At 57.4% G+C, this 20,082-nt stretch carries 21 protein-coding genes and 1 riboswitch; of the genes, 8 read left to right on the top strand and 13 right to left on the bottom strand.

Features of this window, described 5'->3' with window-relative positions; translation table 11 throughout:
• Nucleotides 1-95: 95 nt before the first annotated feature.
• From HII27_RS24370 to rsd, 10 genes are all read right to left on the bottom strand, one after another.
• Nucleotides 96-413 (bottom strand): PTS lactose/cellobiose transporter subunit IIA, encoded by a 318-nt coding sequence (locus HII27_RS24370; protein ID WP_185669938.1) that lies wholly within the window; start codon nucleotides 411-413, stop codon nucleotides 96-98.
• Between the two features lie 7 nt (nucleotides 414-420).
• Nucleotides 421-726, bottom strand: coding sequence for a PTS sugar transporter subunit IIB (locus HII27_RS24365; RefSeq protein ID WP_185669937.1), 306 nt, complete (start codon nucleotides 724-726; stop codon nucleotides 421-423).
• A gap of 255 nt (nucleotides 727-981) precedes the next feature.
• Complete coding sequence (locus tag HII27_RS24360) at nucleotides 982-2,526, bottom strand: sensor domain-containing diguanylate cyclase (protein ID WP_185669946.1); 1,545 nt, start codon at nucleotides 2,524-2,526, stop codon at nucleotides 982-984.
• Nucleotides 2,527-2,766: 240 nt separating this feature from the next.
• Complete coding sequence (gene thiH / locus HII27_RS24355) at nucleotides 2,767-3,897, bottom strand: 2-iminoacetate synthase ThiH (RefSeq protein WP_185669936.1); 1,131 nt, start codon at nucleotides 3,895-3,897, stop codon at nucleotides 2,767-2,769.
• Complete coding sequence (gene thiG / locus HII27_RS24350) at nucleotides 3,894-4,664, bottom strand: thiazole synthase (protein ID WP_185669935.1); 771 nt, start codon at nucleotides 4,662-4,664, stop codon at nucleotides 3,894-3,896. Before thiG ends, thiH begins: the two co-directional genes overlap by 4 nt.
• A gap of 1 nt (nucleotide 4,665) precedes the next feature.
• Nucleotides 4,666-4,866, bottom strand: a complete 201-nt coding sequence (gene thiS, locus HII27_RS24345; RefSeq protein ID WP_185669934.1) for a sulfur carrier protein ThiS — start codon at nucleotides 4,864-4,866, stop codon at nucleotides 4,666-4,668.
• Entirely contained in the window at nucleotides 4,847-5,605 is a 759-nt protein-coding gene (gene thiF, locus HII27_RS24340; RefSeq protein WP_185669933.1) for a thiazole biosynthesis adenylyltransferase ThiF, read from the bottom strand. The genes thiS and thiF overlap by 20 nt, the downstream gene beginning before the upstream one ends.
• A complete protein-coding gene (gene thiE / locus HII27_RS24335) occupies nucleotides 5,598-6,233 on the bottom strand; it encodes a thiamine phosphate synthase (RefSeq protein ID WP_185669932.1) in 636 nt (211 codons plus the stop codon). The genes thiF and thiE overlap by 8 nt, the downstream gene beginning before the upstream one ends.
• A complete protein-coding gene (gene thiC / locus HII27_RS24330; RefSeq protein ID WP_185669931.1) occupies nucleotides 6,233-8,131 on the bottom strand; it encodes a phosphomethylpyrimidine synthase ThiC in 1,899 nt (632 codons plus the stop codon). The genes thiE and thiC overlap by 1 nt, the downstream gene beginning before the upstream one ends.
• Before the next feature lie 83 nt (nucleotides 8,132-8,214).
• A riboswitch (TPP riboswitch) is annotated at nucleotides 8,215-8,324 on the bottom strand.
• 53 nt (nucleotides 8,325-8,377) lie between these two features.
• Nucleotides 8,378-8,863: a sigma D regulator gene (gene rsd / locus HII27_RS24325; protein ID WP_185669930.1), complete on the bottom strand. Its 486-nt coding sequence runs from the start codon at nucleotides 8,861-8,863 to the stop codon at nucleotides 8,378-8,380.
• 98 nt (nucleotides 8,864-8,961) lie between these two features.
• Here rsd and nudC point away from each other — a divergent pair, with 98 nt between their 5' ends.
• From nudC to HII27_RS24295, 6 genes are all read left to right on the top strand, one after another.
• Complete coding sequence (gene nudC, locus HII27_RS24320) at nucleotides 8,962-9,735, top strand: NAD(+) diphosphatase (protein WP_185669929.1); 774 nt, start codon at nucleotides 8,962-8,964, stop codon at nucleotides 9,733-9,735.
• A gap of 40 nt (nucleotides 9,736-9,775) precedes the next feature.
• Entirely contained in the window at nucleotides 9,776-10,840 is a 1,065-nt protein-coding gene (gene hemE, locus HII27_RS24315; protein WP_185669928.1) for a uroporphyrinogen decarboxylase, read from the top strand.
• Nucleotides 10,841-10,849: 9 nt separating this feature from the next.
• Nucleotides 10,850-11,530 (top strand): deoxyribonuclease V, encoded by a 681-nt coding sequence (gene nfi, locus HII27_RS24310; RefSeq protein ID WP_185669927.1) that lies wholly within the window; start codon nucleotides 10,850-10,852, stop codon nucleotides 11,528-11,530.
• 33 nt (nucleotides 11,531-11,563) lie between these two features.
• Complete coding sequence (locus tag HII27_RS24305; protein ID WP_185669926.1) at nucleotides 11,564-12,154, top strand: YjaG family protein; 591 nt, start codon at nucleotides 11,564-11,566, stop codon at nucleotides 12,152-12,154.
• 186 nt (nucleotides 12,155-12,340) lie between these two features.
• A complete protein-coding gene (gene hupA / locus HII27_RS24300) occupies nucleotides 12,341-12,613 on the top strand; it encodes a nucleoid-associated protein HU-alpha (protein WP_001044509.1) in 273 nt (90 codons plus the stop codon).
• 12 nt (nucleotides 12,614-12,625) lie between these two features.
• A complete protein-coding gene (locus HII27_RS24295) occupies nucleotides 12,626-13,318 on the top strand; it encodes a DUF1481 domain-containing protein (RefSeq protein ID WP_185669945.1) in 693 nt (230 codons plus the stop codon).
• Between the two features lie 3 nt (nucleotides 13,319-13,321).
• Here the strand turns inward: HII27_RS24295 and zraP are convergent, their stop codons facing one another.
• Nucleotides 13,322-13,762 carry a zinc resistance sensor/chaperone ZraP gene (gene zraP / locus HII27_RS24290; RefSeq protein ID WP_185669925.1) on the bottom strand — a complete coding sequence of 147 codons (441 nt, stop codon included), beginning with the start codon at nucleotides 13,760-13,762 and terminating at the stop codon, nucleotides 13,322-13,324.
• Nucleotides 13,763-14,013: 251 nt separating this feature from the next.
• Between zraP and zraS the strand changes: the two genes are divergently transcribed.
• Both zraS and zraR read left to right on the top strand, forming a co-directional pair.
• Nucleotides 14,014-15,393: a two-component system sensor histidine kinase ZraS gene (gene zraS, locus HII27_RS24285; RefSeq protein WP_185669924.1), complete on the top strand. Its 1,380-nt coding sequence runs from the start codon at nucleotides 14,014-14,016 to the stop codon at nucleotides 15,391-15,393.
• Entirely contained in the window at nucleotides 15,390-16,721 is a 1,332-nt protein-coding gene (zraR, locus tag HII27_RS24280; RefSeq protein ID WP_185669923.1) for a sigma-54-dependent response regulator transcription factor ZraR, read from the top strand. Before zraS ends, zraR begins: the two co-directional genes overlap by 4 nt.
• Here zraR and purD read toward each other — a convergent pair.
• Both purD and purH read right to left on the bottom strand, forming a co-directional pair.
• Entirely contained in the window at nucleotides 16,718-18,007 is a 1,290-nt protein-coding gene (gene purD / locus HII27_RS24275) for a phosphoribosylamine--glycine ligase (RefSeq protein WP_185669922.1), read from the bottom strand. The two genes, zraR and purD, sit on opposite strands and share 4 nt — an antisense overlap.
• A gap of 15 nt (nucleotides 18,008-18,022) precedes the next feature.
• Nucleotides 18,023-19,612, bottom strand: a complete 1,590-nt coding sequence (purH, locus tag HII27_RS24270; RefSeq protein ID WP_185669921.1) for a bifunctional phosphoribosylaminoimidazolecarboxamide formyltransferase/IMP cyclohydrolase — start codon at nucleotides 19,610-19,612, stop codon at nucleotides 18,023-18,025.
• Nucleotides 19,613-20,082 lie beyond the last annotated feature (470 nt).

Genomic DNA, 20,082 nt, shown 5'->3' with positions numbered 1-20,082 from the left:
AGGCCAGTCTTCGGACTGGCCTTTTTTATGGCTTTCTGGCCTACAAAAACAAAAGGCACCCAGATGGGTGCCTTTTGCTATTCCGTATTGAGCTTTTAGCGAACCAGTGGAATACGGCGATACAGTTCAATCATGTCGGTCGCCAGATCCTGGATAACCATCGCGTTCATCAGGTGGTCCTGAGAGTGAACGGTGATCAGATTGACCGGCAGTTTACCCGTGCCTTCGTCAATGCCGATAAGCTGGGTCTGGATACCATGGGCCAGTTTGACGAACTCGCGAGACTCTTCCATCGCTTTTTCCGCGCCCTCAAAGTCACCTTTGCGAGCCAGCTGCAGCGCAGTTAATGCTGAACTACGTGCGGCACCGGCGTTCACCAGCAGTTCCATGATGATTGATTCTAAATCTTCCACGTCTTTCTCACTCCATTAACTTAAGGGCTTTCTCAAGCACGACATCGCCTTTCATCATGCCGTAGTCCATCATATCGATGACGGCGACCGTTTTACCCAGTGGGTCAGCCAAAGCCTGCAGCTTAGCTTGTTCATACTTCACCTGCGGACCTAATAGTACGATGTCCGCATCGTTAAGATTTGCTTTGAATTCGGCCACCGGTACGGCTTTAATTGAGACTTCAATTCCTTTTTTCTGTGCCGCATCCTTCATACGTTGGACCAACATGCTGGTGGACATACCTGCAGCGCAGCATAAAACGATATTCTTCATAATGCTCCCTCATGACCCGTGATGACTCATGTTTATCGCGAGCTGAAACGTTCAACAACTGCTTTACGATGATTGTGTGTAAGCCATCACAAAGATCGGCCCAAAAAACTGAAACCGGTTACAGTTTGCATGATTTAGCGTGCAAAAAATGAGGAAGGATAGGTAGCCCGGCTGAGCAATGCGACGCCGGGATTTTGCACTGCGCCGCCCCGGAGTCGGTGCGTCTGCACCTCGTCCGGGCTACACAAGAGTGGGTTATGCGTCGTGAGTCGTTCGCAGGATGCGGTTTTTTCCCTGGCGCTTGGCTTTATAAAGCGCCTCGTCGACGCTCGATACCAGATGGTCCAGCGTCTCCATGTGCCATTCGCCGAGCCCGGCGCTGAAGGTGACATGCAGCCCTTCTTCACGCCAGTTTCTATTGGCAACATTCATGCGCCATAGCTCGAGTAGCGCTGCCGCCTCGGCAATATGTTCCGCGGTGAAAATAACCGCGAACTCCTCGCCGCCGTAGCGGTAGAGCGACAGCCCGTGTGCCTGGAGAATCGTTATTCCTTCGCGGGCCACGTTGCGCAGCACAATATCGCCGCTGAGGTGACCCCAGGTATCATTGATGGATTTGAAGTTGTCGATATCGACCAGCGCCAGCGCGAACGACTGTCGGTCGTTCATCAAGGCGGTAATGTCGGTATCAAAGGCCCAGCGGTTTTTACAGCCGGTCAGTGAGTCAACGGTCGCCTGGCGTACATAGGCCTGCTCACGCTCTTTGTTGGTTTCAATCGCCTTATGCAGCATCACCTCAAGGCCGGGCGCACGGTTGGTATCGCCGGTTTTGATGGCATTAATAATGTTCATCAGAATACCGCGGGAAGCATGACGCAAATACAGGCCGAAGGTGATGATGATAAGACCGGCCAGCGCGAAGCCCCAGGAGATGATGATGCTCTCATGCTGTGCCAACATGCTGAGCGTATGCCCGGAGACTTTGTAGATGACGAACCAGTCAGGATTGGTGAACGAATAGTAGTAATACCAGGTCCGGCTCTGCTTATCGAATACCTCGCCTTCGCCAGCTGTCATGCTGGTCAGCAGCTGTGAAGAAACGACCGTCTGGAAGAGTTTGCCGGTGTCGGAGTGCAGCAGCGCCTGACCCTGACGGTTCACCACGAAGAAATCCCCCTGTACCGGCGGACGCATCTGGCGCAGGGTGTGGCTCATGGCGGCCAGGTCAAAATGGAAGGCCAGCGTTCCCTTCAGCTTGCCGTCGGGGGAGATGACCGGCTTCGCCAGCGTCACGGTCTGCTGCTGGGTATAGAAATCGGTGTACGGCTGCGTATAGCGGCTGAAAATACTGACATCACCCTGATGGACGAACCAGGGGCGGGTGGTCGCATCAAAGACCGGAGCGTTCTGCCGCTGCACCGCCTGCGGCGCACGCAGATAGTGACCTTCGGTATCGGCGACAGAGAGTGAAGAAACCGTTGGCATCATCGACAGCAACTGCATCATCGATTGCAGCCCTTTCTCAGGATCGAGATTCACCACCTTGTTCAGCTCGTCGTTGCGGGCCAAATAGTTCGTGGCGCGTCCCAGAATATAATCATTTTCGTTGAGAATAGATTCGGCGTAGTTGACCGCCAGGTTGTGGGTGAAGTTGCGGTTGATACTATGATAATCGCGAATAATATCGTTGCGCTGGATGATGGTTACCAGAATGGCAATAGCGATAAAGCACAGAATAATGCCAGCAAAACTGATAAAGATCGGGGTAGTAAACGACAGCCGTCTGCTGTGAGAACTCATCATGGTTTCCATTCCTGGGAGAGATTGCAGAAGACCAGAACCAGAGCGAGTTGGTACTGCAATTTAACACACATATTTATGACTCAATAATTATACTTTATTGGCGTAAAGATGAATATTTGTTCTAAATATATAGATTAAATCGCTATTACAAGTAGGTTTTAATGAAACAATATTTCGTTAAAAGCTGAAGAAGGGCAGCGGAAAAAGCAGGCTGCCCTGAAGAAGTATAGCTGACGTTTAGCGGGCTGCGCTGCGCCCAAGCCAGCTATCCCAATCTTTCCATACCGGCTGCAGGCCGCGAGCGGCTAGCGCGCTGGCAACTTCGGCGGGCGTTCTGGCATCGTGCGGGGAGAACTGCTCCAGTTCCGGGCGATTGTCGGCGTAGCCGCCGGGCTGGGTTTTCGAGAATGCGCTGACGTTATTGATAGCCAGCGGAATAACCCGATCCCGGAACCACGGTGATTCGCGGGTGGAGAGCGACAGTTCGGTCTCCGGAGAGAACAGACGGAACGCGCAGATTGTCTGCACCAGCTGGCGTTCATCCATCAGCGATGCAGGCTCAATGCCGCCTGCACACGGGCGCAGCCGTGGGAAGGAGATAGAGTAACGGCTTTGCCAGTAGCGCTGCTGCAGCCACAGCAGATGTTCGGCAACCATAAAGCAGTCGACCCGCCAGCTATCGGAAAGGCCAATCAGCGCGCCGAGGCCGATTTTGTCGATCCCGGCTTGCCCCAGACGGTCCGGCGTGTCGAGCCGCCAGAAGAAGTCCTGTTTTTTGCCTTTCAGATGGTGCTGCGCGTACATCGCTTCATGGTAGGTCTCCTGGTAGACCATCACCCCATCCAGCCCCAGCGTTTTCAGCTCGGCATACTCCTCAGTCGCCAGCGGCTGCACTTCCATATGCAACGAGGCAAACTGCTGGCGAATGTCCGGCAGGTGACGACGGAAGTAGTCCATGCCGACCTTTCCCTGATGCTCGCCGGTGACCAGCAGGAGATGCTCAAAGCCCATCTCGCGTATCGCTTCGCACTCGCGGGCAATTTCTGCTTCATCCAGCGTCTTACGCTTGATGCGGTTACTCATGGAGAAGCCGCAGTAGGTGCAGTCGTTGGCGCAGAGATTCGAGAGATAAAGCGGCACGTAGAAGCTGACGGTATTGCCAAAGCGCTGGCGGGTGAGCTTTTGCGCCCGCTGGGCCAGCGGCTCCAGATAGTCGGCAGCAGCAGGAGAGAGCAGGGCCATCAGATCGTCGCGGCTAAGCTGTGAAGCGCCGAGCGCCCGTTCCACGTCGGCGGTGGTTTTGCCGTTGATGCGTAAACGGATGTCGTCCCACTCCAGCTGCCGCCAGCGGTCGCTGAACGTTTTCATGCCAGCGCCTCCAGAAAACCGGTTAATGGGCTGGTGGCGCTGGCCTGCGTGCTACGGTTTCCCGGCACCGCCTGACGCGCCAGCAGCCCGGCTTCGACCGCCAGACGGAAGGCGGTTGCCATGGTGACCGGGTCGTCCGCCACGGCAATGGCCGTGTTGACCAGCACCGCATCGGCGCCCATCTCCAGCGCCTGCGCTGCATGGCTAGGCACACCGATCCCGGCATCCACCACCACCGGCACGGTGGCCTGCTGGATGATGATCTCCAGCATGGCCCTGGTTTCCAGCCCCTGATTAGAGCCGATAGGCGCGCCAAGCGGCATCACCGCCGCGCAGCCCACCTCTTCCAGCCGCTTACACAGCACCGGGTCAGCGCCGCAGTATGGCAGCACCACAAAGCCCTGCTTTACCAGCGCTTCGGCAGCTTTCAGCGTCTCAATCGGGTCTGGCAGCAGCCAACGGGCGTCGGGGTGAATTTCGAGCTTCAGCCAGTTTGTTCCCAGCGCTTCACGCGCTAGCTGGGCGGCAAAGATAGACTCCTCGGCGGTTTTTGCCCCCGAGGTGTTGGGCAGCAGCGTTACGCCCGCGTCAACCAGCGGGGCCAGAATCGCGTCGTTGTGCTGACGTAAATCCACCCGCTTCATCGCCAGCGTCACCAGTTGGCTGCCGGAAGCGCGAATGGCCTCGACCATCAGTTGTGACGAGGCAAATTTGCCGGTGCCGGTAAACAGATGTGAATCAAACGTTTTGTCCGCAATACGTAACATATCAACCCCCTGCAATAACTTGAAAGAGCAGGATCTGGTCGCCTTCCTGCACGATGTGCTGCTGCCATTGGTCGCGTGGCAGAATCTGTTGGTTCAGCGCCAGTGCGGTGCCCGGTTTAAGCTGATTAAGCTGGACGAGCAGTTCGCTGACGGTCTGTCCCTCGGCGCACTGCATCGCTTCATCATTGAACTGAATCTGCATGTCGCCCTCCGCATACCGGGCAGCCCTGGGCGCGACGCAGTGCGAGGCTGCGCCACTGGCTGGTTTTGCCGTCGAACAGACGCAGTTCACCGCTCGGTGTGTCGATGCCGCTCAACAGCTTGATGGCTTCCAGCGCCTGTAACGTACCCATCACGCCAACCACAGGGCCGACGATGCCCGCGGTGCGGCAGTTGCGCTCCGGCTCCGCATCGTCCGGCCACAGGCAGCGGTAGCAGCCTTGCTCCCATGGCGGCGTCAGCACCATGATCTGGCCGCCAAAGCCGACGGCGCTGGCGGTGATAAGCGGCGTATTGAGCGCCACGCAGGCGGCGTTGATCGCCTGACGTGTTGCCATGTTGTCGGTACAGTCGAGCACCACGTCGGCGCGTGATACCGCGTGACACAGTGCATCGCCGGTCAGCCGCTGCTGTAGTGCCACCAGGTCAATATCCGGGTTAAGCCGCGCCAGCCGCTGCTGAGTAACCTGCGATTTTGAGCGAGCAATATCGTCGGTGGTGAACAGGATTTGCCGTTGCAGATTACTGAGATGCACCTCGTCGTCATCCGCCAGCGTCAGCGTGCCGACGCCCGCCCCCGCCAGATACAGCGCGGCAGGCGAGCCCAGCCCGCCTAAACCGACGATCAGCACATGGCTGCCGAGCAGTTTTTGCTGGCCATCAATGGCGATATCGCCGAGCAGGATCTGCCGGCTATAGCGCATAAAGTCGCGGTCATTCATCGCCCACTCCTGCGATAGCCAGCAGCTGTGCCGTGGCTTCACGCCAGTCCGCCGCTTGAGTAATGGCGCTGACCACGGCAATGCTGCCCACGCCGGTCGCCAGCACGTCAGGCGCGCGTGCAAGGCTGATGCCGCCGATAGCGACGGTCGGATAATCATCCAGACGCGCGATATGGCCTGCCAACTGCGTCAGCCCCTGCGGCGCGGAAGGCATCTGTTTGGTTTGGGTGGGAAAGACGTGGCCCAGTGCGATATACGACGGTCGAGCGGCGAGCGCCACGTCAATCTCCATATCGTCGTGGGTCGACACACCAAGGCGAAGGCCCGCAGCCTGAATCGCTTTCAGGTCCGTAGTTTCCAGATCCTCCTGGCCTAGATGCACCCCGTAGGCGCGGTGCTTGATAGCCAATCGCCAGTAGTCGTTGATAAACAGGCGGGCGTCATAGCGTCGGCCCAGCGCGATGGCGGCCATCACGTCCGCTTCAACCTCGTCGTCGCGCTTATCTTTGATTCGCAGTTGAATGGTACGCACGCCAGCTTCCAGCAGGCGTTCAATCCACATCACGCTGTCCACCACCGGGTAAAGTCCGAGGCGAAACGGTACCGTTGGGAAATCGGGCTGGTACATCAGGCCTCCTCGCGTTTCAGGTAGATTTCACCGCCTTTGGCGCGGAAGTTCTCCGACATATCTGCCATGCCCACTTCAATCGTCTGGGCGGCGGCGTAGTCGCGTACTTCCTGGCTGATTTTCATCGAGCAGAATTTCGGCCCGCACATGGAACAGAAGTGGGCGACTTTACCGGATTCCTGCGGCAGGGTTTCATCGTGATAGGCACGGGCGGTGAACGGGTCGAGCGCGAGGTTAAACTGATCTTCCCAGCGGAATTCGAAGCGCGCTTTCGACATGGCGTTATCGCGGATCTGCGCGCCCGGATGCCCTTTCGCCAGGTCGGCGGCGTGGGCGGCAATTTTGTAGGTGATCAGCCCCTGCTTCACATCCTCTTTGTTTGGCAGGCCAAGGTGCTCTTTCGGCGTAACGTAGCAGAGCATCGCGCAGCCAAACCAGCCAATCATCGCCGCGCCAATGCCGGAGGTGAAATGGTCGTAGCCCGGCGCGATATCGGTGGTCAACGGCCCTAAGGTGTAGAACGGCGCTTCGTGGCAGTGCTCCAGCTCTTCGGTCATGTTGCGCTGAATCATCTGCATCGGCACGTGGCCCGGGCCTTCAATCATCACCTGCACATCGTACTCCCAGGCGATTTTGGTCAGCTCGCCCAGCGTGTGCAGCTCGGAGAACTGCGCTTCGTCGTTGGCGTCCTGAATCGAGCCCGGACGCAGACCGTCGCCCAGCGACAGCGATACGTCGTAGGCGGCACAGATTTCACAGATTTCACGGAAGTGCTGGTAGAGGAAGTTTTCCTGATGATGGGAGAGACACCATTTCGCCATGATAGAACCACCGCGAGAGACGATGCCGGTCAGGCGCTTGGCGGTCATCGGCACGTAGCGCAGCAGCACGCCCGCGTGGATGGTGAAGTAGTCGACACCCTGTTCGGCCTGCTCCAGCAGCGTATCGCGGAAAGCTTCCCAGGTCAGATCTTCAGCGATCCCGTTGACCTTCTCCAGCGCCTGGTAGATCGGCACGGTGCCGATCGGAACCGGGCTGTTACGCAGGATCCATTCGCGGGTTTCGTGGATATAGCGGCCGGTCGACAGGTCCATCACCGTATCCGCGCCCCAACGGGTGGACCACACCAGTTTTTCCACTTCCTCTTCAATGGAGGAGGTCACCGCCGAGTTACCGATATTGGCGTTCACCTTCACGAGGAAGTTGCGGCCGATGATCATCGGTTCGGATTCCGGGTGGTTGATGTTGGCAGGAATGATGGCGCGCCCGGCGGCGACTTCATCACGCACGAATTCCGGCGTGATGTTCTCCGGCAGACGTGCACCGAAGGCCATGCCAGGGTGCTGGTGGCGCAATACTTCGCTGCGAATGCGCTCGCGGCCCATGTTTTCACGAATGGCGATGAACTCCATTTCCGGCGTCACCATTCCCTGACGGGCATAGTGCAGTTGAGTGACGCATTTACCTGCTTTGGCGCGCTTCGGCGTCAACAGGCCGCTGAAACGTAGATCGTCCAGCCCATCATCGGCCAGGCGCTCTTTGGTGTAGGCGGAGCTACGGTCATCCAGTTCTTCGCTGTCATCGCGAGCGACAATCCACGGCTGGCGCAGCTTGGCCAGCCCCTGCTGGACGTTAATCGACACGTCCGGGTCGCCGTAGGGGCCGGACGTGTCGTACACCGGTACCGCTTCGTTCGCTTCGAACTGTGGGTTCTCTTTGTTGCCGCCAATTAGCGTAGGGCTCAGCTGAATTTCGCGCATCGGAATGCGGATATCCGGCTGCGAACCGGTGATGTAGATACGTTGGGAGTTCGGGAACGCGGTGCCTTCCAGGGTATCGATAAAGTGTTGGGCCTGGGCGCGCTGTTCGCGGCGTGATGGTTTAGTAGTGGCAGACATAGCTCATTCCAAATAAAAGTAAGGACATGGCTTGTCAGACGACGGATGAAGCAAGAGAGAAGATCGCCCTTGGGCGATGCGACTATAGATTGACTCTTGTTCCCTTCGCAGGTCTTAACCTGATCAGGTTCCGCGGATCCCGAATTAACGGTCTCAGCCCGTGCTTACGCACTGGGCACTCCGACAAGAAGTAACCTCAAACGATGAGAGGTAATGAATGTAAACTACTCGTTAATGCGGCAAATCTCAAGCCGGGCGTTTTATTTCGTCCTCGCCGAGCGCCTCGAAGGTCAGCATGATGAGCTGGTCTTCCAACAGAAAACGGGCCTCCAGCGCTTCACCGATATCGGACAGCGCCTGCTGGAAGGCATACACGTTATCCTGGTCGATAGCGTTCTCCAGCGTAGAGTCGTAGTAGTCCATAATTTGTTGGGTATTGGCGTCCAGCAGCGGCCAGATTTTGCTGGCGTTTAAAAGCGGACTGTTGCCTTCCATTTTATGGATAATGCGTTCATAAATACTGAAATGACCGGCGGACAGATAGTCGACCAGGCGCTGGCAAAAATCATCGAGCGCTTTCTCATTAAGACGCATGAACGATTCTTTGCCAGGCTTAAGGCCAACCAGATTGTAGTAAGCCACGAGCAGGTGCTTACGAATATTCAGCCAGCGGTCGACCAGTCTGTGGTGTCCTTTTACACGCTCTGTCAGGCTCTCTAACTGGTTTAACATAGGTTGACCCCCGCATCAGTAAGTTTAAAATCTGCTCACGTCAATATGTAAATATTATGTTAATAAAATGCCTATGAACCGAAGGTAGCGCAAGAGATATGGATCGTATAATTGAAAAATTGGATCGCGGCTGGTGGATAGTCAGCCACGAACAAAAATTATGGTTGCCCGGTGGGGAATTACCATATGGCGAAGCGGTAAATTTCGATCTTGTGGGTCAGCACGCACTCCAGATTGGTGAGTGGGAAGGTGACCCGGTTTGGCTGGTACAGCAGCAGCGTCGCCACGATATGGGCACCGTGCGTCAGGTTCTCGACCAGGACGTGGGCCTGTTCCAGCTTGCCGGGCGCGGCGTGCAGCTGGCGGAGTTTTACCGCTCGCACAAATTCTGCGGCTACTGCGGCCATACCATGCACCCGAGCAAAACCGAATGGGCGATGCTGTGCAGCCACTGCCGTGAGCGCTACTACCCGCAGATAGCGCCGTGCATTATCGTCGCCATTCGCCGCGATGATTCAATCCTCCTTGCCCAACACGTTCGCCATCGCAACGGCGTGCATACCGTGCTGGCCGGTTTTGTCGAAGTGGGCGAAACCTTAGAGCAGGCGGTGGCGCGTGAAGTGATGGAAGAGAGCGGTATTAAGGTGAAGAACCTGCGCTACGTCACCTCCCAGCCGTGGCCGTTCCCGCAATCGCTGATGACCGCCTTTATGGCGGAGTACGACAGTGGCGACATCGTTATCGATCCCAAGGAGCTGCTTAACGCCAACTGGTATCGCTATGACGATCTCCCGCTTCTGCCGCCGCCGGGCACCGTGGCGCGTCGTCTGATCGAAGATACCGTGGCAATGTGTCGGGCTGAATACGACTGACATGTTACAATAGGCGCATCAACGCTAAAGGAATGTAAACATGAGCGAACTGAAGAACGATCGTTATCTGCGTGCGCTGCTGCGCCAGCCCGTAGACGTGACCCCGGTATGGATGATGCGCCAGGCAGGCCGCTATTTGCCGGAGTACAAGGCAACCCGCGCCCATGCCGGTGATTTTATGTCGCTGTGCAAAAACGCCGAGCTGGCCTGCGAAGTCACGCTGCAGCCGCTGCGTCGCTTCCCGCTTGATGCGGCGATCCTCTTCTCGGATATCCTGACCATTCCGGATGCGATGGGGCTGGGACTCTATTTTGAAGCCGGGGAAGGCCCGCGCTTTACCTCGCCAATCACCAGTAAAGCGGATGTAGAAAAGCTGCCTATTCCGGACCCGGAAGGCGAGCTGGGCTACGTGATGAACGCGGTGCGCACCATTCGCCGTGAACTGAAGGGCGAAGTGCCGCTGATTGGTTTCTCCGGCAGTCCGTGGACGCTGGCGACCTATATGGTGGAAGGCGGCAGCAGCAAAGCCTTTACCACTATCAAAAAGATGATGTACGCCGACCCTAAAGCGTTGCACCTCCTGCTTGATAAGCTGGCGCAGAGCGTCACGCTGTACCTCAACGCGCAGATTAAAGCCGGCGCGCAGTCGGTGATGATTTTCGATACCTGGGGTGGCGTGCTGACCGGTCGCGACTATCAGCAGTTCTCGCTGTATTACATGCACAAAATCGTGGATGGCCTACTGCGTGAAAACGACGGTCGCCGCGTGCCGGTGACGCTGTTCACCAAAGGCGGCGGTCAGTGGCTGGAAGCAATGGCGGAAACCGGCTGCGATGCGCTGGGCCTCGACTGGACCACCGATATCGCCGATGCGCGCCGTCGCGTAGGCCATAAAGTGGCTCTGCAGGGCAATATGGACCCGTCCATGCTCTATGCGCCTGCGGCACGCATTGAAGAAGAAGTGGCGACAATTCTGGCCGGTTTTGGTCAGGGTGAAGGCCACGTCTTCAACCTCGGCCACGGCATTCATCAGGACGTGCCGCCGGAACATGCGGGTGTCTTCGTTGAAGCGGTGCACCGTCTGTCGGCGCAGTATCACCGCTAAGGGCGTCACGTGGATCTCGCGTCGCTGCGCGTGCAGCAGCTGGAGTTGGCCTCATCGGTGATCCGTGAGGATCGTTTCAACAGCGATCCGCCGGATCTGATCGGCGGCGCCGACGTTGGTTTTGAGCAGGGTGGCGAAGTGACGCGAGCGGCGATGGTCTTGCTGAAGTATCCGTCGCTGGAACTGGTCGAGTATCAGGTGGCGCGTATCGCCACCACCATGCCCTATATCCCCGGTTTTCTCTCCTTTCGCGAAACCCCGGCGCTGATGGCCGCGTGGCAGCAGCTTTCACACAAACCCGATCTGCTGTTCGTCGACGGTCACGGTATTTCCCATCCGCGTCGTTTGGGCGTCGCCAGCCATTTTGGTCTTCTGGTGGATGTGCCGACCATCGGCGTGGCGAAAAAACGGCTGTGTGGCAAGTTTGAGCCGCTTTCGCCAGAGGTTGGTGCGCTGGCGCCGCTGATGGACAAAGAGGAGCAACTGGCGTGGGTCTGGCGCAGCAAAGCGCGCTGTAACCCACTGTTTATCTCCACAGGCCATCGCGTCAGCCTCGAGAGCGCTTTAGGCTGGGTGCAGTGCTGTACCCAGGGCTACCGGCTGCCGGAGCCAACGCGCTGGGCAGACGCCGTGGCCTCAGAGCGTCCGGCTTTTATGCGCCTTGCAGCAAAACCGCCCCATATCGGGTAAACTGCGTCTAATTTCCGTATTCGAGAACTCATCATGTTACAAAACCCGATTCATCTGCGTCTGGAGAAGCTGGAAAGCTGGCAGCACGTCACCTTTATGGCCTGTCTTTGCGAACGCATGTACCCAAACTACGCCATGTTCTGCAAAGAGTCGGAATTTGGTGAGCCACAGCTGTACCGTCGTATCCTTGACCTCATCTGGGAAACCCTGACGGTCAAAGACGCGAAGGTAAACTTCGACAGCCAGCTGGAAAAGCTGGAAGAGGCGATCCCGGCAGCCGACGATTACGATATGTACGGCGTTTATCCAGCGATCGATGCCTGCGTGGCATTAAGTGAATTAATTCACTCTCGCCTGAGCGGTGAAACCCTCGAGCACGCGATCGAAGTCAGTAAGAGTTCTATTACCTCCGTGGCGATGCTGGAAATGACCCAGGCTGGTCGCGAAATGACCGATGAAGAGCTGCGTCTGAACCCTGCGGTAGAGCAAGAATGGGACATTCAGTGGGAGATTTTCCGCCTGTTAGCCGAGTGCGAAGAACGGGATATTGAACTGATTAAAGGGCTACGCGCAGACCTCCGCGAGGCCGGTGAGAGCAATATTGGTATAATTTTTCAGCAATGAGACAACAAAACGTGATTTACCGCCTGAATTGTCACGCCTGAAGGCTTCACATCTGCCCCCCGTCTGGTCTACATTTGGAGGGCGAAAAAAAGTGGCTATCGGTGCGTGTATGCAGGAGAGTGCTTTTATGGCATTTTCGTCGCACTCGATGCTTAGCAAGCGATAAACACATTGTAAGGATAACTTATGAACAAGACTCAACTGATTGATGTAATTGCGGACAAGGCTGAACTGTCTAAAACCCAGGCTAAAGCTGCACTGGAATCCACCCTGGCTGCTATTACTGAGTCTCTGAAAGAAGGTGATGCTGTACAACTGGTTGGTTTCGGTACCTTCAAAGTGAACCACCGCGCTGAGCGTACTGGCCGCAACCCGCAGACCGGTAAAGAAATCAAAATCGCCGCAGCTAACGTGCCGGCATTTGTTTCTGGCAAAGCACTGAAAGACGCAGTTAAGTAAGACCGCGTGGCAGTGAACAGTTTTAAAGAAGGGGCGGTTTCGCCCCTTTCGTTCATCTGGTGCCGTTTATCGGCGCTGGCTGGTGTACTGTTGCTCACTGCCTGCAGCCATAACAGCACGCTGCCGCCTTTCACCGCCAGCGGCTATGCTGACACGCAGGGTGCGGTTCGCATCTGGCGTAAAGATAGCGGCGGCGAGACCCATCTCTTAACGACGCTAAGTCCGTGGCACAGCGGCAATACCTCGACCAGCGAATACCGTTGGCAGGATGACAAGCTGCAGCTGATTGAACTCAACGTCTACGGTAAACCGTCCGAACATATTCGCGCCCGTTTCGATAGCAACGGCGAGCTGAGCTTTATGCAGCGCGAAACGGATGGGCAGAAACAGCAGCTCTCCAGTGACCAGGTGGCGCTTTACCGCTACCGTGCCGAGCAGATCCGCCAGACCAGCGACGCGCTGCGGCTGGGGAAAGTGGTACTACGTCAGGGGCGCTGGCATGCCGACGGCTCCGTCACCACCTGTGAAGGCGAAACGGTGAAGCCTGATTTCGACTCTCGCGCCCTGGGGCATATTGCGAGCCGCCAGAGCCGTTCATCCGCCGAAGTGAGCATTGCCTGGCTGGAGGCGCCGGAAGGCACGCAGCTCCTGCTGGTGGCGAATGAAAACTACTGCACCTGGCAGCCAACCGAAAAGAACTTCTAAGCCTTACCAGCGGTTCATGCCGCCCATATGACCCCCTCCGTTGTGCCCGCCCTGACAGCCATAGCCCATCCCACCGTGACGAGGTATCCCGGCCTGCGCCATGGCGACATCAAACTTCACCCGCTGATTATCCAGCTTCTGTCGTAGCGTCTCGATCTCCTGCGCCACGCCCTCGATTTTCGCGCTATCCGGCTTATCGGCGGTTAGCAGGGCGTTGTACTCATAGCGCTTAGAGGTGAGCTGTTGTCGCAGCGCGCTGGTCTGGTTGTAAAAATCATCGTGTAGCTTCTGCGCCGTCGCTCGCTGTGCGTCGGTGAGCTGGCTGTAGCCGCCGTTATCACTGTTGTTGCCCCAGTGATGCGGCCCGGCTAGCGCCGCCCCGCTGGTGAAGGTGAATGCTGCGACGGCTAAGAGCGTAAGGGGCAGATTATTGTTCCGTTTCATGGTTGATTCTCCTGTGGTGTGGTTATCTTAGCTATTGCATCTTCTGTGCCAGACTCACAAACCGCGATAACGCCGAGGTTTTCAGGTCGCTAGCGGCAGAAGGCGAGTAAAAATGACCCGCGTCAGCCTACCCGGCGGGTCATTTTTACTCGTTGAAGCGGGACGTTTGTGCTTGCGGGCCGGGTTAGCGGGCGCGAAAAATGGCATGATTTCTGCTGAGGGATGATGACGGGAAAAGAGAAGGAAGCCCCATGAGCCTCATACGTTTACAGAAGGATTCGGTTGCGACCGGTATTAGCTGGCTGCTGACCGGCGTGATTTTGTTGCTGGTCTGCCTGTTCTCGGCGCTTATCGTGCGTGACTACGGGCGAGAAAGCGCATCGGCCCGGCAAACCATCCAGGAGAAAGGCAGCGTGCTTATCCGCGCGCTGGAGTCCGGCGCCCGCGTTGGCATGGGGATGCGTATGCATCATGCCCAGCTTCAGGCCATGCTGGAAGAGATGGCCTGGCAGCCGGGCGTACTGTGGTTTGCCGTCACCGATGAGCAGGGAACGGTGATCGCCCATAGCGACCCGCAGCAGGTGGGTAAGACGCTCTACGATACGCAGCAGATGCACGAACTGCAGGTTAGTGACACCGTGCGTGAACGACGCGTTGCAACACCTGAACCGGCGTTGGAGGTCTACCGGACGTTTCGCCCGCTGGATAGCGGCAACGGCCACCATATGCGCATGATGATGCGCCGGGAGGTGGTGACGACCCCGCAGGTGATTTTTGTCGCCTTTGATGTGCGTGAACTCGACGCCGAGCAGGCGCGCGGGCTGCGCAATATGATTGTGATGCTGTGCGCCGCCGGGTTGGTGATGGTGGCGACCATCCTCGCCCAGTTCTGGTTCCGTCGCTATCAACGCTCACGCAGGCTGTTACAGGAAGCGACCCACCGCAGAGAAAAGCTGGTGGCCTTAGGCCATCTGGCGGCCGGGGTGGCGCATGAAATTCGCAATCCGCTCTCATCGATTAAAGGGCTGGCGAAGTACTTTGCTGAACGTACACCGCCGGGGGGAGAAGCCTACGCGCTGGCACAGGTGATGGCGAAAGAGGCTGACCGTCTGAACCGCGTGGTTAGCGACCTGCTGGAGCTGGTGCGCCCGGCGCATTTAAAATGGCAGTCGGTGGATCTCAACGAGGTGATTGCCCACTCGCTCCAGCTGGTCAGCCAGGATGCGCGTGGCCGGGAGATTACGCTGCAGTTCACTCCACCGCCTGCGTTACGCCGCATTCAGGCCGACCCGGACCGGCTGAATCAGGTGCTGCTGAATCTCTATCTCAACGCGATTCAGGCGATAGGTCACGGCGGTGTGATTACGGTAACGGCCAATGAGTGTAGCGACGGTCGCGTGAAGGTCACCGTCGCCGATAACGGCAAGGGGATGACGGCTGAGCAGCTACAGGCGATTTTCACCCCGTACTTCACCACCAAAGCCGACGGCACCGGTCTGGGGCTGGCGGTGGTACAGAACATTATTGAGCAGCATGGCGGAACCATTCACGCCGATAGCCGTCCCGGCGAGGGGGCCACATTTACCCTCTATCTGCCGGTTAATGAGCAACAAAAGGAACAGCAAGGATGAGCGTAGAGAAGGGCGATATTCTGGTGGTGGACGATGATATCAGCCACTGCACTATTCTCGAGGCGCTGCTGCGCGGGTGGGGATATCAGGTCTCGCTGGCGCATAACGGCCGGGAGGCGCTGGAACAGCTGCGCCAACGGGTATTTGATTTAGTGCTTTGCGATATCCGCATGGCGGAGATGGACGGCATTGCGACGCTCAAAGAGATAAAGGCCTGGAACCCGTCGATCCCGGTGCTGATCATGACCGCCTACTCCAGCGTGGGGACGGCGGTTGAGGCGCTAAAATCCGGCGCGCTGGATTACCTCATCAAGCCGTTAGACTTCGATAACCTGCAGCAGACGCTGTCACAGGCGCTGGTGCATACCCGGCAGCCTGACGGTGCAGTTGAAGCTTCTCCCGCGGCTCAGTTCGGGATGGTCGGCGATAGCCCTGCCATGCAGGCGCTGCTGCACAATATCGCGCTGGTTGCCCCTTCTGATGCCACGGTGCTGATTCACGGCGAGTCGGGCACCGGTAAAGAGTTGGTGGCGCGAGCCCTACACGCCAGCAGCGCGCGCTGCGATAATCCGCTGGTGACGCTGAACTGCGCGGCGCTCAATGAGTCTTTGCTGGAGTCCGAACTGTTCGGCCACGAGAAAGGGGCGTTTACCGGTGCGGATAGGCGGCGGGAAGGACGTTTTGTCGAAGCGAGTGGCGGGACCTTATTCCTCGATGAAATTGGTGATATCTCGCCGCTGATGCAGGTGCGCCTGCTGCGCGCGATTCAGGAACGCGAGGTGCAGCGCGTAGGCAGCAACCAGACCATTTCGGTGGATGTCCGCCTCATAGCCGCCACCCATCGCAATCTGGCGGAAGAGGTTAGCGCCGGGCGCTTTCGTCAGGATCTCTATTACCGACTGAACGTGGTGACCATCGACATGCCGCCGCTGCGTCAGCGGCGCGAAGATATTCCCGCTCTCGCGCACTATTTCCTGAAACGCTACGCCGAGCGCAACCGTAAAGCGGTGCAGGGATTTACCCCGCAGGCGATGGATCTGCTGATTCACTACGACTGGCCGGGCAATATTCGTGAACTGGAAAACGCGGTGGAGCGGGCGGTGGTGCTGCTGACGGGGGATTATATCTCTGAGCGCGAGCTGCCGTTGGCGATCGCGGGTACGCCGATACCGATGTTGTCGTCGGCCGATGATGAGATTCTGCCGCTGGTGGAGGTGGAAAAAGAGGTCATCCTGGCGGCGCTCGAAAAAACGGGCGGCAACAAAACTGAAGCCGCCCGTCAGTTGGGCATTACGCGCAAAACGCTGCTGGCTAAGCTTAGCCGTTAGTTTTGCTCACGCTCGATGGCGCGCCAGCCGATATCGCGACGGCTGAAGCTGCCGTCCCAGTGAATATCGGTCATTAAGGCGTAAGCGCGTTGCTGCGCTTCTGCCACGGTGTGGCCCAGCGCGGTGGCGCACAGCACGCGGCCGCCGCTGGTCAAAACGCGGTCATCGTCAGCGAGCTTGGTGCCCGCGTGGAAGACTTTACCGTCAGTTGAGGATTCCAGCGGCAGGCCGTGGATCTCATCACCGGTGTTGTAGTTGCCAGGGTAACCGCCCGCGGCAATCACTACGCCCAGCGAGGCGCGATCGTCCCACTCGGAGGTTTTTTCATCCAGCTTGCCGTCGCAGGCGGCCAGGCAAAGATCCACCAGATCCGACTTCATGCGCAGCATGATCGGCTGCGTTTCCGGATCGCCAAAGCGGCAGTTGAACTCGATAACCTTCGGGTTGCCCTGTTTGTCGATCATCAGGCCCGCGTACAGGAAGCCGGTGTAGGTATTCCCTTCCGCCGCCATGCCTTTCACGGTTGGCCAGATGATGCGTTCCATGGTGCGCTGGTGGACTTCATCAGTCACTACCGGTGCCGGGGAGTAAGCCCCCATGCCGCCGGTGTTCGGGCCGGTGTCACCGTTGCCTACACGTTTATGATCCTGGCTGGTGGCCATCGGCAGCACGTGCTCACCGTCGACCATCACGATAAAGCTCGCTTCCTCGCCGTCGAGGAACTCTTCGATAACGATGCGGTGACCCGCGTCGCCAAAGGCGTTACCCGCCAGCATATCGTGTACGGCGGCTTCCGCTTCTTCGAGCGTCATCGCCACGATAACGCCTTTACCGGCGGCCAGGCCGTCGGCTTTGATAACAATCGGCGCGCCTTTCTCACGTAGATAGGCCAATGCTGGCTCAATCTCCGTGAAGTTCTGATATTCCGCCGTCGGGATCTGGTGACGAGCGAGGAAATCTTTGGTGAAGGCTTTGGAGCCTTCCAGCTGCGCCGCGCCTTCGGTTGGCCCGAAGATCTTCAGGCCAGCAGCGCGGAACGCATCGACTACGCCAATCACCAGCGGCGCTTCCGGGCCGACGATGGTCAGGTCAATCTTCTCGTTCTGGGCAAAGCTCAGCAGTGCCGGAATATCGGTGACGCCGATAGCCACGTTCTGCAACGCGGGCTCCAGTGCGGTACCGGCGTTACCTGGTGCGACAAAAACGGTATCAACCAGCGGAGACTGTGCTGCTTTCCAGCCCAGTGCGTGTTCGCGACCGCCGTTACCAATGACTAAAACTTTCATCGTCTGCTCCCTGAATTAATGGCGGAAGTGGCGCATGTCGGTGAAGATCATCGCGATACCGTGTTCATCGGCAGCGGCAATCACCTCTTCGTCGCGGATAGAACCGCCAGGCTGGATAACGCAGCTCACGCCAACGGCGGCAGCGGCATCAATGCCATCGCGGAACGGGAAGAATGCGTCGGAAGCCATGGCGGAGCCTTTCACTTCCAGACCTTCATCAGAAGCTTTAATGCCCGCGATTTTGGCGGAGTAAACGCGGCTCATCTGGCCTGCGCCTATACCGATAGTCATGTTCTCTTTGGCATACACAATGGCGTTGGACTTCACGAACTTCGCCACCTTCCAGCAGAACAGCGCATCGCGCAGCTCCTGCTCGGTAGGCTGACGTTTGGAAACGACGCGCAGTTCACCTTCGGTGACCATACCCAGGTCACGATCCTGAACCAGCAGGCCGCCGTTAACGCGTTTAAAGTCGAGACCCGGCACGCGCTGTGCCCACTGGCCGCAGGTCAGGACGCGAACGTTCTGTTTAGCGGCGGTGATCTTCAGCGCTTCTTCGGTCGCGGATGGGGCGATGATCACTTCCACGAACTGGCGGGAGATGATCGCCTGCGCGGTTTCAGCATCCAGCTCGCGGTTAAAGGCGATGATGCCGCCGAACGCGGAGGTTGGGTCCGTTTTATAAGCGCTGTCGTAAGCGTTGAGAATAGAGGTGCTGACTGCTACACCACATGGGTTCGCGTGCTTGACGATAACGCAGGCCGGTTCGTTGAACTCTTTCACGCACTCCAGCGCCGCATCGGTATCAGCGATGTTGTTATAAGAGAGCGCTTTGCCCTGAACCTGCTGCGCGGTGGCAACGGATGCCTCTTTGACGTTTTCTTCTATATAGAAGGCAGCTTGCTGGTGGCTGTTCTCGCCGTAGCGCATATCCTGCTTCTTAATGAAGTTCAGGTTCAGCGTACGCGGGAAACGACCCGCGGCTTCTTTGCTCTCACCGTGGTACGCCGGAACCATGCTGCCGAAGTAGTTGGCAATCATGCTGTCATAAGCGGCGGTGTGTTCGAAGGCTTTAATCGCGAGATCGAAACGGGTGTCGAGGGTCAGAGAACCTTCGTTCGCATCCATCTCTTTAATAATGGCGTCGTAGTCGCTGCTCTTGACGACGATAGCAACGTCTTTATGGTTCTTGGCGGCGGAGCGAACCATCGTTGGGCCGCCGATATCAATGTTCTCTACCGCATCTTCCAGCGAGCAGCCTTCACGGGCGACGGTCTCGGCGAACGGATAAAGGTTAACGACAACCATATCGATAGGCGCAATGTGATGCTGTTCCATAATGGCATCGTCCTGGCCGCGACGACCGAGGATGCCACCGTGTACTTTTGGATGCAGGGTCTTTACGCGTCCATCCATCATTTCCGGGAAACCGGTGTAATCGGAAACTTCGGTCACCGGCAGACCTTTTTCTGCTAACAGGCGGGCGGTGCCTCCTGTAGACAGCAGCTCCACACCGCGTGCGGAAAGTGCCTGGGCGAACTCGATGATACCGGCCTTGTCAGAAACACTGAGCAGAGCGCGGCGGACTGGACGACGTTGTTGCATGGTAAATCCCCTGGATTTGACTATTACAGAGAGCGTTAGGTGAATTCTTGCGTAAAAACTCAGCTAACGCCCCTTACGGGGCATCCTTGTTTTGCGGGTGCATTGTAACGAAAACGTTTGCGCAACGCTCGCGAATTTTTCTCTTTCCCTCAATTCCATTATTTCATCTCTATAGATGAGGGATAAAACCGGGAGATTCTCGAGAGCGATCCTTATTTTTGTGGATAACTCTGTGTGTAAATGGGTATAAGGTGGGGTTCTGCTGGGGATTTCAGCAGTCAGTCATTTTTCTGCAATTTAAGGGTTGCGGGCCTGAGGAAACTCCCTATAATGCGCCTCCATCGACACGGCGGATGTGAATTACTTCACACTAACTAGCCGGTTCGGTTGAAGAGAAAAACCTGAAAATGAGGGTTGACTCTGAAAGAGGAAAGCGTAATATACGCCACCTCGCAACAGTGAGCGAAAGC

It is taken from the genome of Kluyvera sichuanensis (assembly GCF_014218705.1).
GTDB lineage: Bacteria > Pseudomonadota > Gammaproteobacteria > Enterobacterales > Enterobacteriaceae > Kluyvera > Kluyvera sichuanensis.
This window is presented reverse-complemented; position numbering and strand designations above follow the sequence as displayed.